This window comes from Paenibacillus sp. NPDC058898 (genome assembly GCF_049316025.1).
GTDB lineage: Bacteria > Bacillota > Bacilli > Paenibacillales > Paenibacillaceae > Paenibacillus_AQ.
In genome coordinates, this window is record NZ_JBMOSM010000006.1 from 87738 (window position 1) to 101600 (window position 13863).

At 45.0% G+C, this 13863-nt stretch carries 11 protein-coding genes and 1 pseudogene; 7 read left to right on the forward strand and 5 right to left on the reverse strand.

The annotated features are described in order from the left end of the window. Positions 1-646: 646 nt before the first annotated feature. The 3 genes from ACOZB4_RS17700 to ACOZB4_RS17710 all read right to left on the reverse strand — a co-directional run bounded on the left by ACOZB4_RS17700 (position 647) and on the right by ACOZB4_RS17710 (position 3684). Positions 647-1186 (reverse strand): DoxX family protein, encoded by a 540-nt coding sequence (locus ACOZB4_RS17700; RefSeq protein ID WP_076325572.1) that lies wholly within the window; start codon positions 1184-1186, stop codon positions 647-649. 1168 nt (positions 1187-2354) lie between these two features. After that, on the reverse strand, positions 2355-2879 hold the full coding sequence (locus tag ACOZB4_RS17705; RefSeq protein ID WP_379406760.1) for a DoxX family protein: 525 nt from the start codon (positions 2877-2879) through the stop codon (positions 2355-2357). 262 nt (positions 2880-3141) lie between these two features. After that, positions 3142-3684 carry a DoxX family protein gene (locus ACOZB4_RS17710; protein WP_379406761.1) on the reverse strand — a complete coding sequence of 181 codons (543 nt, stop codon included), beginning with the start codon at positions 3682-3684 and terminating at the stop codon, positions 3142-3144. Between the two features lie 1086 nt (positions 3685-4770). Between ACOZB4_RS17710 and ACOZB4_RS17715 the strand changes: the two genes are divergently transcribed. Then, positions 4771-5238: a hypothetical protein gene (locus ACOZB4_RS17715; protein ID WP_379406762.1), complete on the forward strand. Its 468-nt coding sequence runs from the start codon at positions 4771-4773 to the stop codon at positions 5236-5238. Between the two features lie 291 nt (positions 5239-5529). After that, positions 5530-6576, forward strand: coding sequence for a hypothetical protein (locus ACOZB4_RS17720; protein WP_379406763.1), 1047 nt, complete (start codon positions 5530-5532; stop codon positions 6574-6576). Between the two features lie 68 nt (positions 6577-6644). On the opposite strand, the pseudogene ACOZB4_RS17725 reads toward ACOZB4_RS17720, so the two are convergent. Then, positions 6645-7829 (reverse strand): annotated as a pseudogene (locus tag ACOZB4_RS17725) (IS3 family transposase). Between the two features lie 422 nt (positions 7830-8251). Between ACOZB4_RS17725 and ACOZB4_RS17730 the strand changes: the two are divergent. From ACOZB4_RS17730 to ACOZB4_RS17750, 5 genes are all read left to right on the forward strand, one after another. Beyond that, positions 8252-9376 carry a DUF3048 domain-containing protein gene (locus ACOZB4_RS17730; RefSeq protein ID WP_379406764.1) on the forward strand — a complete coding sequence of 375 codons (1125 nt, stop codon included), beginning with the start codon at positions 8252-8254 and terminating at the stop codon, positions 9374-9376. 231 nt (positions 9377-9607) lie between these two features. After that, positions 9608-10222 (forward strand): DUF47 domain-containing protein, encoded by a 615-nt coding sequence (locus tag ACOZB4_RS17735; protein WP_053489885.1) that lies wholly within the window; start codon positions 9608-9610, stop codon positions 10220-10222. Positions 10223-10236: 14 nt separating this feature from the next. Continuing rightward, positions 10237-11226: an inorganic phosphate transporter gene (locus ACOZB4_RS17740; RefSeq protein ID WP_076325560.1), complete on the forward strand. Its 990-nt coding sequence runs from the start codon at positions 10237-10239 to the stop codon at positions 11224-11226. A gap of 100 nt (positions 11227-11326) precedes the next feature. Beyond that, a complete protein-coding gene (gene corA, locus ACOZB4_RS17745) occupies positions 11327-12283 on the forward strand; it encodes a magnesium/cobalt transporter CorA (protein WP_379406765.1) in 957 nt (318 codons plus the stop codon). A gap of 201 nt (positions 12284-12484) precedes the next feature. Continuing rightward, the gene (locus tag ACOZB4_RS17750) at positions 12485-12850 is read left to right on the forward strand and encodes a YrhK family protein (protein WP_076325558.1); all 366 of its coding nucleotides are present in this window, start codon (positions 12485-12487) and stop codon (positions 12848-12850) included. 213 nt (positions 12851-13063) lie between these two features. Here the strand turns inward: ACOZB4_RS17750 and ACOZB4_RS17755 are convergent, their stop codons facing one another. Further along, on the reverse strand, positions 13064-13663 hold the full coding sequence (locus ACOZB4_RS17755) for a hypothetical protein (protein ID WP_379406766.1): 600 nt from the start codon (positions 13661-13663) through the stop codon (positions 13064-13066). Positions 13664-13863: the final 200 nt, after the last annotated feature.

Here is a 13863-nt window from a genome sequence, read left to right on the forward strand (position 1 = left end):
GATCCGTTAAGTTGCGGATAATCCGTAAAATGATGGCCTATTTCGGTGAATAACGGATCTCTGGTCCGTTAGTGTTAAAGAAATGGTGCTTTTGGTCAAAATAAGGTCCGCTGAGTCCGCTAAAATTGTAAGTCGTTAAGCAGTGTGCCGTAATGTACGTCGCTCGAACGCAAGCATAAGCTCAAATGTATGCAAAGCTCAAACGTATGACGGCGCTCGAATGAGTACACTCTTCGGACCTCAGATCCGTTATTTTCGCTATACGCACGATATTGCGAGGTTTATCGGACACACGATCCGTTAAGTTGCGGATAATCCGTAAAATGATGGCCTATTTCGGTGAATAACGGATCTCTGGTCCGTTAGTGTTAAAGAAATGGTGCTTTTGGACAAAATAAGGTCCGCTGAGTCCGCTAAAATTGTAAGTCGTTAACAGTTTCTCCTGCACTCGTTAAGCAATGTTGTATAAACTCGCTAAGCAGCGTCTCATGTACTCGTTAAAAACAATGTTGTATAAACTCGTTAAGCAATGCTGTATGTAACAACGCTCGAACGCTGCCATAACAAAAAACAACCCGGCTTGATTGCTCAAGCCAGGCTGTCTAATCAATAGGGTAGAATTTTTTAACTACAGTTACCTACTATGTTATGCCGTTTGTTTTTTGAATGGTGTGTGCGTGGTTCCGTCGCCTTTGGTTGTTTTATGGGTCATTTTGTTCCACAACCCGCGGAGGTAAGGGAGTACCCAATGGTCGAAACCGATTTTACCGGCGTTGGCAGCAGCGACGATGATCAGCACTTCAAGCAGTAACATTTGGGCGTTGGTGCTTACAGTACCCGAGAAGAGGAACGCGGCGTTCATAACCAGTCCCATCAGAGCGGCGAAGGTGGTGAAGGTACCGAGAATGAGTCCGAGACCTACCAGGAATTCACCGAGCGGGATGATAACGTTGAAGAGCTTCACGCCTGGTAGTGCTCCGTGTTCGAGGAACGCTGCCCACCAGCCTTGTACGGCGGGGTGATCGCCGGCTGCCTTCGCAATCGCGCCTTGCAGGAAGCCGCCTGCGTCAAATCCGCCAGTCAATTTACCCCAACCTGCTGTCAGCCATTCATAACCGATGTAGACCCGTATGATGGTCAGCAGCCACATTGCAAATTTGTTTGTTCTCAGCCAGTTGTTAAACATATAAACCACTCCTTAAAAGTATGAATTCTTTTTTATGAAAGCTTCCTTGCAAATTCTCGGATGTGCTGAAGTTCTGCGATGCTGTTCTTTAGGAAGATGATCATCTCTTTCATGTCTTTATTATAAGTGAAATAAATCACAATATATGTGATTAAAATCACATTCGTGATAAAAATCATAAAAAATTTTACGGGTTGACGCAGTTAACGTACAGCAAAAGACGGATGATCGGGCTTGAGGCCGCGATCACCCGTCGGTTGAAGTTAAGAGGTACAGTTAAAGTTACAATTATGGTGTAGTGTTGTAGTAGAGTAGTTGCAGCAATAAGTAGTTTACAGGAGCGATGGTAGAAGCAATCGCGGCAATCAGTATTAGCACTAGCATAGCTGTAGTAGTGGCAGTTTCCGCAATGAGTAACAATGCAGCAGGAAGTAGTAGCACAGCATAGCTGCAGGAGCGGCAGTTTCAGCAATGGAAGTGACAATGCAGCAGTGAGCAGCAGTGAGTAGCAGGAAGTAGCAGCGATAGTAGTAGTAATTTGCTGCAGCAGCAATAGGAGTAGCAGTGCAGTAGTGTGGTAGCCGCAGCAGTTGCAGCAACAGGAATTACAGTAGCCATGTAGAAGCAATCGCGGCAATCAGTAGTAGTACTAGCATAGCTGTAGCAGTGGCAGTTTCAGCAATGAGTAAAAAAATGCAGCAGCACGTAGTAGCGATAGTAGTAATTGCGGCAGCAGCAATACGAGTAGCAGTGGCAGTGCAGTAGTCGCAGCAATAGGAACAGTGCGCAGTAGTAGCATTTGCACTAAACAAAACTAGTTGCAGCAGCGTGTCACAACGCACTAACAGCCAACAGAAGTAGTGACGTACAGGCTTGCAGCAGTTGCACTAACAGAAACAGTAGCAGTTTGCCGCACCAGCACCATCAGCCAGGCGGCAGCAGTATGCAGTTGTGTAGAGAAGCAACAGTAATAGCACCAACAGTAACCTGCAGTTTGCATGAAAAAGCTCAAAGAGGAATCGGATTAAGCGGTGAGAATGAGTCAGTCTCCACTTTTTGAGAGGAGGGAAGTCAAGCGGCAGCTTACAGAAGAGGAAGCAAGCCGCTTTTGATTCTAGTTATAGCAACCAGCTAATGTTCATCGGTGTTGATTTAGCTTTAAAGCCCTTCAGACTGCCTGATTCTGTAGAGTGGAGGGGTCACTGCTGATTTTTGCTTTGCGGGTGAATTTATCTTGGAGGTAGGACATGAGCCAGCGGTCGATCCCAATCTTTCCGGCGTTTGCAGCCGAGAGGATGATCAGAAATTCGAGCAGTAGGAGCTGACCATTGATGCTGATGGAACCGGAGAAGAGATACGCGGTGTTCATCACGAGCCCCATTAGGGCGGCGAACACAGTGAATGTGCCGAGAATGAGGCCAAGTCCGACGAGGAATTCGCCTAGCGGAATGATGACGTTGAACCATTTTACACCCGGCAGCGCAGCATGCTTCAAGAATACGGCCCACCAATCCTGAACTGCGGGATGCTCACCAGTGGATTTGGCGATGGCCCCCTGCATAAATCCGCTTGCATCGAAGCCTCCCGTTAACTTGCTCCAGCCTGCCGTCAACCATTTATACCCGACATACACCCGAATGAACGTCAGCAGCCACATTGCGATTTTGCTTGATTGCAACCATTGAATTAACACCAGCATCACTCCTCCATGAATAATCATTCTCTTTTTCTGTTTTCAGATTTTTGCAAATTTGAAATTCGTAAGTGCGATGGAAGCAGAAAAAAACAGCAACGATCTATTTAATGTCGCATCCTAACAAATTATTCATATTTGCAAAAAACTGTATTTAAATACAGTATTCGCAAAGGTCGGGATTTGGCATGGGTTCTTGGCATGAAAAAAGACGATGGAGAACCGAATGGTTCTCCATCATCTCGTGTTTGATGCTTTATCTTTACGCGGTGCGTTTTTTAAGCGGTGTTGGCGTTATACCTTCATCTTGGTTTGTTTTGTGGGTCATTTTATTCCACAGGCCACGAAGGTAAGGGAGTACCCAACGGTCGAGACCGATTTTACCAGCGTTGGCCGCAGCGACGATGATCAGCACTTCAAGCAGCAGCATTTGGGCGTTGGTGCTCACGGTGCCCGAGAAGAGGAACGCGGCGTTCATGACCAGTCCCATCAGGGCAGCGAAGGTGGTGAAGGTACCAAGAATAAGTCCGAGACCTACCAGGAATTCACCGAGCGGGATGATGAAGTTGAAGAGCTTCACGCCCGGCAGTGCCGCGTGTTCGAGGAACGCTGCCCACCAGCCTTGTACCGCTGGATGATCGCCGGTTGCATTGGCAATCGCGCCTTGGAGGAAGCCCCCTGCGTCAAATCCGCCGCCTGTCAATTTACCCCAACCTGCTGTCAGCCATTCATAACCGATGTAGACCCGTATGATAGTCAGCAGCCACATTGCAAATTTGTTTGTTCTCAGCCAGTTGTTAAACATATAAACCACTCCTTGAATGAGTTTTGATTTTTTGGATTAATGGGATATTGCGTTGTTTCTGATGTCGTTGCTGTTAGTTCTTGTTGCCTTGGGAAGTGATCACCTTCTCTATGTCTTTATTATAAGTGAAAATATTCACATTACATGTGATAAATATCACAAAGTTGTGAACGTTTCGGAATGAGTGCCTCAAAGAGTGCTGCGATCGTAAATATTAAGTCTGTATCAAATAATACTATGAAGCGAGATCTCAATGCCGATGTTGTGAGGGCAAGAACATATAGACTTCGATAACCGCATAAAATTGCAGCTTTTTCGTATTAATAAGATATCTTCCAAATTAAACTTGACTACTTAGCTAAATTGATGAGTGAAATGTAAATTAAGATTGACAAATCCGCCTGAAAACAAGAACGTATGCTGATAAACAGTTGCCAATTATGTGGTATTTTTGACTTAATGATCTTCCCCCAAACTTGGGAGAAGAACTTATCCACTTAGCAGATCAGATGATTTGTCTAAAGCTTATTGAAACAAACAACTGGGTCAAAATGATTATGAGTATGGTACTAGGAGTGGTTAATAGTTCAATTCAGTTACATAATATTTATAATTTTTTCCAACTAATTCAATAAGTAATACGTTTATAATTATACAGTTCCTTGTTAGGAGGTATTATTGCTGAATAAGAAAAGGCTGTTCTCAACCCCATAGCTGTGACCCATTTGCTCTTCATTGATATTTAGATGGTGTACTCGTTTGTTCTAGGGAGATTACAATTTGTTATATACGGAGTGAACATAGAAGTCAGGTGAATAACTTATTAAGGAAGTTGAATGACCTTCGATGAGCCTCCCATTATATATTTTCTGTCCTAACATTTATTAGTTAGACCAACGTGAGGATCTATAGCGGAATCGAGCATCATAAAAGGTGCGGATGAGGGGATCGGGAGCGACATCGATCGAGGGAACATTGAAAATTTAAGTCAGAGGATATTCCCGATATTGATGGAGGAGGAAAGATGTGAAGCACGAGTAGAGAGAAGAACAAACAAAAAATAAGGAAGAGGAAGGAGTGCTTTGGTTGAAAAAGATTAAAAAGATAATGATTGCATTTATACTGTTTCTCTTAATAGTGTCTGCTACTATTGCCTATTATTCTGTTCGCTTACCTGCTAAAAGCGTCATTCCCCATTTAACTCAAATAGAAAATATTTACTTTAGTTATTTGAAAGGAAATAAAATTACACCTTATAAGATCGAATTTAATGACAAAAACACAGAAATTGACCAATTGATGAGTATCTTTGACTCAGTTTCTTACACGAGATCATTGGGTAGCAAAAACATAAGAAATGGTAATACTACATTAGCGATAATTTTTCTCTACCGCGATAGTGATGGAAAACCAAAAGATTATTTTTTGGATATTAATGAACACGGTTTTATTATCAGCGATAAAAAAAAGTTTAAAATTGTGAGGAAAGAGACGGAAGTCTTTAAACAACTATCAACTTGGCTGTTTGAAAATGGAATTGAACAGCCAACATAATATCCATTTTTTAAATGCTAATTCTTAATTGTAGATGCGGAGTCAATGCGACAGTATGTGTTGCATTGACTTTTTTATAATTATTTCGTAACTTTACCTAAATTTTGGTTGTTATAACTAATAGAATCAACTTTTCAAGTGACTAGGAGTCACTGCTAAACATCAGCTGATTTGTAAAAAAAGGAAGGGTGGTGTGTGGTATAGGTTACGACTTAGTGATTTTTATATTGAATCGGTTGCTAGATTAAGATACTTTTCAGCCTTCTAAAATAAAATTTGGAGGAAAAACTAATGATCAAAAAAATCACTTCGTTTATTCTCGTGGGCGCACTTACTTTTACTTTTTTAGCTGGATTAGTTTCGGCAGAATCGAGCAATATAGAAAATTCACTTACACAAGATGATATCCTTTTAGATTTTGAAGGACATGGTTCATTTAAAGTGAGTACAGAACAAAATATGGGAATATCATCCAATACTATGTACAAAGCTAAGAAAAAAGATGGACATAGCTTTCTCTATGAAATAGTAGATTCACCGGCGGAACAACCATTTAGTTTACTCATGCAAACAAACCCGGATACTTTTTTGGGGGTGGCCGAGAAAGAAGTTACCACTAAAAACGTTCAATCAGTACTCGAAGATAACAGAATATCTGATGAAGTGAAGACAGATTTGAAAAAGTTAATGAAAGAAATTGAGGATCGAAACCTTGAAGACACCACTGTTACGATTTATTCACCTGAATTGATTCCAGGTTCTGTGTCAATCAACGGTTTTGAACATCAATACGATTCTTATTATACGGGATACAAGGGTTATTCGTATAAAGATACATGGATGTACTATGCTAACTATATAAGTGACCCAGGCGTTAGAGAGTTGGGTGGTACAGCAGGTCAGGCATTATATAAAAAGGCTTATAAGCATCTGATAAGACAAGGGATCGGGGATTTAGTAAACTTGCTACCACTCGGTTGGGTAGCAAATTCACTTTATGACATATTCGGTGCAGACGCCACCGTCGGTGGTGATTCGAATGACAAAGCAGTTGTGACATATGTTGAAGGTAAATATCGTAGATATACAAGTATTAGTTGGTTAGGTGACTGGAGACAAAAGGCGATTATGGACTATATTAATTACCAGACTGTTAATATCCAAAAAATGGTAGGTAGAAACATAACTAATAAGCAGCAATCAGTTCAGTATGTACCTTCTAAAAGTTGGGATATCCAAGATCAAAGGGCATATGAAATGAAAGATTCAACGACCTTTTGGGATGAAAGAATTTACAACTACTATTTCTTCGATATTCAATTTGCAGCGCCTTGGTAAAATTATATACAATTTTTTGAACAATAATAAACCACTGATTTTGAACTGACCCCATAAAGTTAGACAGGTTAGTTGGGCATGAGTTCGGTATTGACCGAACTCATGTCTTTTAGTTTTGCTTTAATTCGCTTGTGATTGTAATAATCGATATATGTCGAGAGCTCTTTTTTAAACTGCTCAATACTTTCAAATTCATTTAAATATAGAAATTCAGACTTCATGATGCCAAAAAAGTTCTCAATGACGGCATTGTCGTAACAGTTACCTTTACGGGACATTCTTTGCTTGACACCGCGTTCTTTGAGGGGAAGACGATACTGTTTCATCTGGTAGTTCCAGCCTTGGTCGGAATGAATCAGAAGAGTATCTTCATCCGTTAATCGATGGAATGATTGATTTAACATCGTTGAAACAAGGGAATAGACTGGTCTTGATCCGATTGTATATGTAATGCTCTCCCCATTATAAAGATCTAAAATGGGAGATAAATATAATTTTTCTCCCGTTGCACTTTCTTATTATTCACATGGTGACCTCGATTCACTATCTCGTCTCGAATACGGCGATAACCGTAACGCCCCAGATGCTCCTCGTAAATCGCTTGAATAACGTTTTTTAGCTCGGAATCTTTGTCTGACATACCGAATGTGTTCACCCAGTAGTAATACGTGCTACGGGGGATATCTGCGAGCTGCAAGAGTGCTTTCACCGGAAATTCGTTCCTTAGTTCATAGACTACTTGCGCCTTGTCTTGTTTGGTGATTTTTCCTTGTTTTGAACTAAGGCTTTCAACTTTTTTAAATAAGCATTCTCCATACGCAAACGTTCTACCTCTTTTTGTAAAGCCTCTACAGACCCCTCTACAGGGCCTGTATCATTCAGTTGTTTAGGATCTCTTTCCATGGATGAACGCCCCTTTTTCTTTCGTTATAGGGCATCTAGACCATGTAATTCTAAGCTTCTTTGCCAGCTTAGAATGGTGCTATGACTCGCAATATTAAATACCGCAGCCGTCTCACTACTAGACGTCCATATTCTTTCATATGATTAAATACGTCTAGTTTATCCAGTACAGAATACGCTGTATAGCGCTTTTTAAAGATCTCTTCACCATGATGATCATATTGTCTAATCCAATTTAATAGGACGGTAGGATGGAGTCCTATGGACTTTGTAATGGATTTCATGCTTTCCGTTCCATTTTGATAACGTATAACTGCTTGTAATTTTTCGTCTGAACTAAACTTAGCCATAGAAAAACTGCACCTCTAATGTTAGATGGTGTCTAACATTTGGGGTGCAGTTCATTTCTCAAATAGGAAATCAGTGGTTTTTATTCGACTCGTTAATTCTTACCTCGTCGTAATGTGTAATGTGTAATGTGTGTTGAAGATGGGTAAAGCGTGTAATTTTCCGTTACTAGACGGGGATGAAAAGGAGTATTGGAATCAGGAAAGAAACTTAACCAAGTGGAATGAAATTTGGAAAAAGCGATTAGAAAAACCGACGCTGTCAAGGTTATTCATTAAAGGATTGTATCCCTTCTATATACAGACAAAGCACGGATTTTGTGATTAAATGTAAACTAAAGTTGAATTGTTGGTTGGGAATTTTGGGAAAATAGGTTGGGAAATTAGGGTAATAAGTAATGGGAGCGTTCATAGGGGGAAACAATATGCATAGCAAAGGGTCTTTCAGGAAATTCGCATGGAGGACAAGCTTGTTGTCGATGGCGGCAGTATTGCTGCTGTCCGGATGTGGTGGTAAGCAGCAGGCAGAGTCTGTCCCGGCGCCGGTGGTGGAGGCTCCGATCGAGCAGCCAGTGGAAGTGCCTCAGGAGAATGCATCTTCTCCATATAAGGCACCTCTGACCGGATTGCCGTTAGAAGCGTCACTGACGCAGCGGCCGCTGGCCGTTATGATCAATAACGCCCCGGCGGCAAGGCCGCAGTCGGGTCTGGGACAAGCGGACATGGTGTATGAAGTGCTGGCGGAGGGAGGGATCACGCGTTTGATCGGCATTTTTCAAAGCCAGAGCGGCATTGAGAAGATCGGGCCGATTCGCAGCATTCGTCCTTATCTGATCAATCTAGGCGAGAGCTACGGCGGTGTTCTTGTACATGCTGGCGGCAGCCCTGAAGCTTATAGCATCATCCAAAAGCAAGGCAAGCAGGATATGGACGAGATCGGAAATGCAGGCTCTTATTTTTGGAGAGACAAGGAACGCAAAGCGCCGCATAATCTGTATTCCAGCGACGAGAAGCTCCGTGAAGGAGCAGCCAAGCTTAATTATGGCAACGACGTGAAAGTGCCGCAATATTCGTTCTATTCGGAGCCGGCGGCTGAAAGCGGCGATGGTGCAGAGGGAACGGCGCATGTAGAGGTTGTTTCCGGTGAACCCGGGGAGAAGGTAGAAATCAAATTTTTACTGGATAGTTATGTGGTGGCTTATGAGTATGACGGTTCGACCAATACGTACAAACGGTGGGTCAACGGATCGCCGCATGTGGATCTTAACGATAACGTTCAGCTCGAGGCCGCGAATGTAATCGTGCTGGGGGCGGATCATAAAGTGCTGGATGATGTGGGCCGGCTTGCCGTGAATGTGGAAACGGGCGGGAAAGCGATGCTGTTCCAGCGCGGAGAAGTTATCGAGGGGCAGTGGGTACGCGCAGCGGGCGATGCGATCCGTTTCGTGAAGGACGGCAAGGAAGTGCCGTTGGTCCCGGGAACGACGTATTTCAACATTGTGCCGAATTCGCCTTCTTTTGAAAGCCATGTGACCATCACGAATCTTTGATGCATAAGGTAGCGGATGGAGGATGCGATTCGGGATAATTTGCACTCATACGGAGATGTTAATAGGCAGGAGAATTGAAGCGATATCCATGCATCTTCTTTTTTGTTAGTTCCTTACATTTCTGAGTGTTACTTTTCTATACACACCCTGCCATGGATGTGATAAGATAGTCAAGGTTGTCTATCTTTTGAGGGCGTTCGCGGCAATTTATCGAAAAAAGGGGTTAAGAGTATGAAATTGAAGAAGAAGGATATATTCTTCCAAACGCTGGAGAATATGGCCGATACGGTGGTACAAGCCGCAGATTATTTTTCGCAGCACGTTTCCAATCTTCAAGATGTGCTTGAATTTGCCAATGAAATGAAAAAATACGAGTCCCAGTGTGATACCTATACACATACCATCATTACTGAGCTCAACAAAACGTTTATCACGCCAATCGAACGCGATGATATTATGGACCTGACAACCAGCATGGACGATGTGATGGACGGATTGGAAGCAACCGCATCCCGGTTCTATATGTACAATTTGGGGAAACCTGACGAGTACATGGTACAGTTTGCTGAAATTCTGCGTCAATCGGCTTACGAAATTCAGAAAGCCATTCATTTGCTCTCTCAAAAGAAACTTCTGGCTATTCGTGAGTACACGATCCGCTTGAACGATCTGGAGAACCAAGGCGACGAGCTGCTGCGCATCTGCATCAAGGATCTGTTTGCCACCGTCTCTGACCCGATTCTGCTGATCAAGAAAAAAGAGATTTACGAACGTCTTGAAACGACCACGGACACCTGCGAAGACGTGGCAAATATGCTGGAATCCATCATTATGCGCAACTCGTAAGGGAGTCCTGAACAATGGATACAACGATGTTAGTATTAGTAATTGTTGTTTTTTTGGCGCTTGCATTTGACTTCATCAACGGGTTTCATGATACGGCGAATGCCATTGCAACGTCGGTATCAACCCGGGCCTTGAAACCACGGGTAGCCATATTGCTTGCAGCCAGTATGAACTTCATCGGTGCGATGCTGTTCACAGGGGTTGCCAAAACCATCGGCGGCAGCGTCGCGGATCCGACCAAGCTGGATAACGGGATCGAGGTTGTTATTGCAACATTGCTTGCAGCCATCATCTGGAACCTGGTTACCTGGTGGTTCGGATTGCCTTCGTCCTCTTCCCATGCGCTGATCGGGGCATTGGCCGGTGCGGTATTTGTCGGCGCGGGAAGCGACATGCTGAATTATGCCGGATTTAAGGATATCGTCTTGGCGTTGATCTTGTCGCCTATCATTGCCTTTGTGATCGGTTATCTGGTCATGCAGCTGCTCAAGGTTATCTTTGCTAAACACAGCCCGCATACGGTGAATAAAGGCTTCCGTACGATGCAAATCTTTACGGCAGCACTTCAATCCTTCACGCACGGCACCAACGATGCACAGAAGGCGATGGGGATTATCACCTTTGCTCTGGTCACCTCCGGTCAATTGACTGAGATGGAAGTTCCGCTCTGGGTTAAAATTTCTGCAGCGACAGCGATGGCGCTCGGGACCTCGATCGGTGGCTGGAAGATCATCAAGACCATGGGTACGAAAATTTTCAAAATCGAGCCGATCAACGGGTTCGCAGCTGACTTCTCGGCCGCATCCGTCATTTTCTCGGCTACGCTGCTTCATCTGCCGATCAGTACAACCCATGCGATCACCTCGGCAATTCTCGGTGTAGGCTCAGCGAAACGCTTCTCCGCCGTGAAATGGTCTCTGGCAGGACGCATTATTGTGACTTGGTTTATTACGATTCCGATTACGGCTGTACTGGCAGGAATCATATTTAAAATTCTTTTCTAAAACGTAATTACACATAGATAATGGATAGTAGTGGGCCAATCAGGAATCGATTGGCTTTTTTTGTTCAACGAAACCGAAAGTGCAGGGAAGGAGTCGTATCATGATTCGTACGTTATCTATTACGCCAAGCAACGAAGCCGTAATCGGACTTCCACTCGAAGAGATTCGGATAGAGGACTATGCCTGGATTTGGGTCGATTTCAGTGAGCCCACGCCGGAGGAGGCCCGGATGCTGGAGAGCTACTTTCACTTTCATCCGCTGGCGGTGGAGGATTGCCTGCACATTCTGCAGCGGCCGAAGCTGGATTATTATGAACAGATGCAGTTTTTTGTTCTGCATGCCCTTCAGCCGGATACTCTGGAAGCTGTCGAGGTGGATCTGTTTCTTGCACCTTCGTTTATTGTCTCCTTCCACGAAAAGGCGCTGCCCGAAATGAATGACGCTTGGGAACGCGTGACCTCGGTCGCCGGCAAGGGTCCGCTGGGCCAGGACGGTCCGAGCTTCACGGCCTATACGATCGTGGATAAGCTGGTGGATCAGTACTTTCCCAGCTTGTTTGCCATCGAGGACGAGTTGGCCGATCTGGAAAGCCGAGGGGAGAAGGATTCGGTCGAGGAGCTAATGAATCAGGTGTTTGCGCTGCGTTCGAGGCTGCTTCGCCTGCGGCGGACGGTTGTGCCGATGCGGGATTTGCTGTACCGGATCGTGAACTCGCAGCATTTGGAGCACCACGCGCACCATGCTTATTTTTCCGACATCTACGACCATCTGCTGAAGCTGGCGGACATGATCGAGGCCGACCGCGAAATGACGGCGGATCTTCGGGATAGCTACATATCGGTGAATTCGAACCGGATGAATACCATCATGAAGACATTAACGGTGATCACGACCATCTTCATGCCGCTCACCCTAATTGCCGGGATTTATGGGATGAATTTTCAGAATATGCCGGAGCTGGAGTGGCATTACGGATACTTCTTCGTGCTGATTCTCATGTTTGTGCTTGGCGGGGGCATGGTGATGTGGTTTATGCGCAGAGGCTGGTTTAAATAATAAGGTTTATTTTTGACGTGAAAATCGTAATGCCATTCAGAAGTAGAGGCATGTTAGCCAGAGTATCGACGGGTCCAATTCTTTGCCAAGAAGTCAACGGATGAGCGGGGAAAGTTGTCCTTCATCATATGACGAATGCTAAATCGCTGAGGTTTCTTGTTCCTCTGTAAGGGGTAAAGGCTTGCTGAGGAGGGACTGCATATGAAACTCAGGCTCAAACCACATCCCAAGAAGCGTTCATCGCGTCAACCAGATGAGCCTTTGCGTTCCCGGCTGCTGCGCCGGATGCTGCGCTTGGCTTGGAAACGAAAACGAAAGCTGGCCGTGACGAACCGCTATGAGGTGGGTATGGTCATCAGCGAGATTGCGACGGGCCTGTTGTTCATTGCAGGCAGCATCATGATGTTCTATCCCCATATGAAGCGAATCCCGACCGTACTGTACCTGCTGGGCAGTATTATGATGCTGCTGCGTTCCGGTTTGCGCGGCTCCTATTGGTTTCGGTTAAAATCACTCGAAAGCGTCGAGAATAAAGAAGCCAGCCCCGAAGGGGACTGGACGCGCTGATGAGGATAGCATAATTTGATAAAAGGATATGGCTCCAGCCTAGTGTAACAGACTGAAGCCTGCTGCATGATGTATGTTGGTTCGGATGATCCCGCCTATAGTGAGTTTCAAACGTATCTGCTAAACCAATCGTGCCCAATATCCTTCGAAGATCAGAGGCTGCGGTGTTTCTGTGACTCACAGTAGGGTTTATAGCCTACCGATCTACATAAATCAACGGCGACGTCTGCTTTTGCCGGATGTTCTGCGCGATCCGGAGCGGCGCCGGCTTCCCGAGGAACGGCGGCGTCTTCTCGGTCTGTATTCGTAGGCGTCCTCATTCTGGTCCGTAAATGTGTTTGATCCGCTTTTGCCTTTCTTCTTAAGTGCGCCTGCCAGCACGGAGAATATGGGGGCAAGCTGCTGGAAGCCCTGCATGACCTTTTGTACCTTGCCAATGTTGTTGACGATGCCGTCGATGCCGCCCATCCGGTCGATGAGTCCCTTAACGTCGCTCATATTGTTGACCCCGAGCCCGCCGAGGAGCTTGCTTAATCCGCCTCCACTGCCGCTGCCGCTGCTGCCTCCTCCGCCAAGGAGACCTGCCAGGCCACCGCCACCGGAATTCGTGGATGGAGCCAGAGCCGAAGCCGAAGCCTCCATGTCCGTTACACCGTCGGTATATGGATATAACGCGGTTTCACCCACTTCCGGATAATCGCTGTATGGAGAGATGCCAGGGTATGACGATGGCGCCTGCGGCAGTGATTCATTTTCAATGAGGGAGCGCTGGTTGGTCGGTCGACGGTGATAATAGTGAGAATGACGCGTCATGATATCACTTTCCTTTTTGAGTTAAGATACTATACTGTATGACACGGGCGGGCGATGGGTTTAGGCGGATGTCCCGATTTTCGGGATAGGAGCGGAATCGGGCGATAGCCTAGGAAGATTTTGGCGAGCACTGGAGATGCGAAATGTGAGCGTGTATAAGGGATGCTGCCTCTGGGTAATGGTTGTCCTGTAGTGCGTGA

Coding starts and splice junctions, on each gene's coding strand:
- ACOZB4_RS17700 (WP_076325572.1), bottom strand. CDS start 1,186: ATGTTTAACAACTGGCTGAGAACAAACAAATTTGCAATGTGGCTGCTG.
- ACOZB4_RS17710 (WP_379406761.1), bottom strand. CDS start 3,684: ATGTTTAACAACTGGCTGAGAACAAACAAATTTGCAATGTGGCTGCTG.
- ACOZB4_RS17720 (WP_379406763.1), top strand. CDS start 5,530: ATGATCAAAAAAATCACTTCGTTTATTCTCGTGGGCGCACTTACTTTT.
- ACOZB4_RS17730 (WP_379406764.1), top strand. CDS start 8,252: ATGCATAGCAAAGGGTCTTTCAGGAAATTCGCATGGAGGACAAGCTTG.
- ACOZB4_RS17735 (WP_053489885.1), top strand. CDS start 9,608: ATGAAATTGAAGAAGAAGGATATATTCTTCCAAACGCTGGAGAATATG.
- ACOZB4_RS17740 (WP_076325560.1), top strand. CDS start 10,237: ATGGATACAACGATGTTAGTATTAGTAATTGTTGTTTTTTTGGCGCTT.
- corA (WP_379406765.1), top strand. CDS start 11,327: ATGATTCGTACGTTATCTATTACGCCAAGCAACGAAGCCGTAATCGGA.
- ACOZB4_RS17750 (WP_076325558.1), top strand. CDS start 12,485: ATGAAACTCAGGCTCAAACCACATCCCAAGAAGCGTTCATCGCGTCAA.
- ACOZB4_RS17755 (WP_379406766.1), bottom strand. CDS start 13,663: ATGACGCGTCATTCTCACTATTATCACCGTCGACCGACCAACCAGCGC.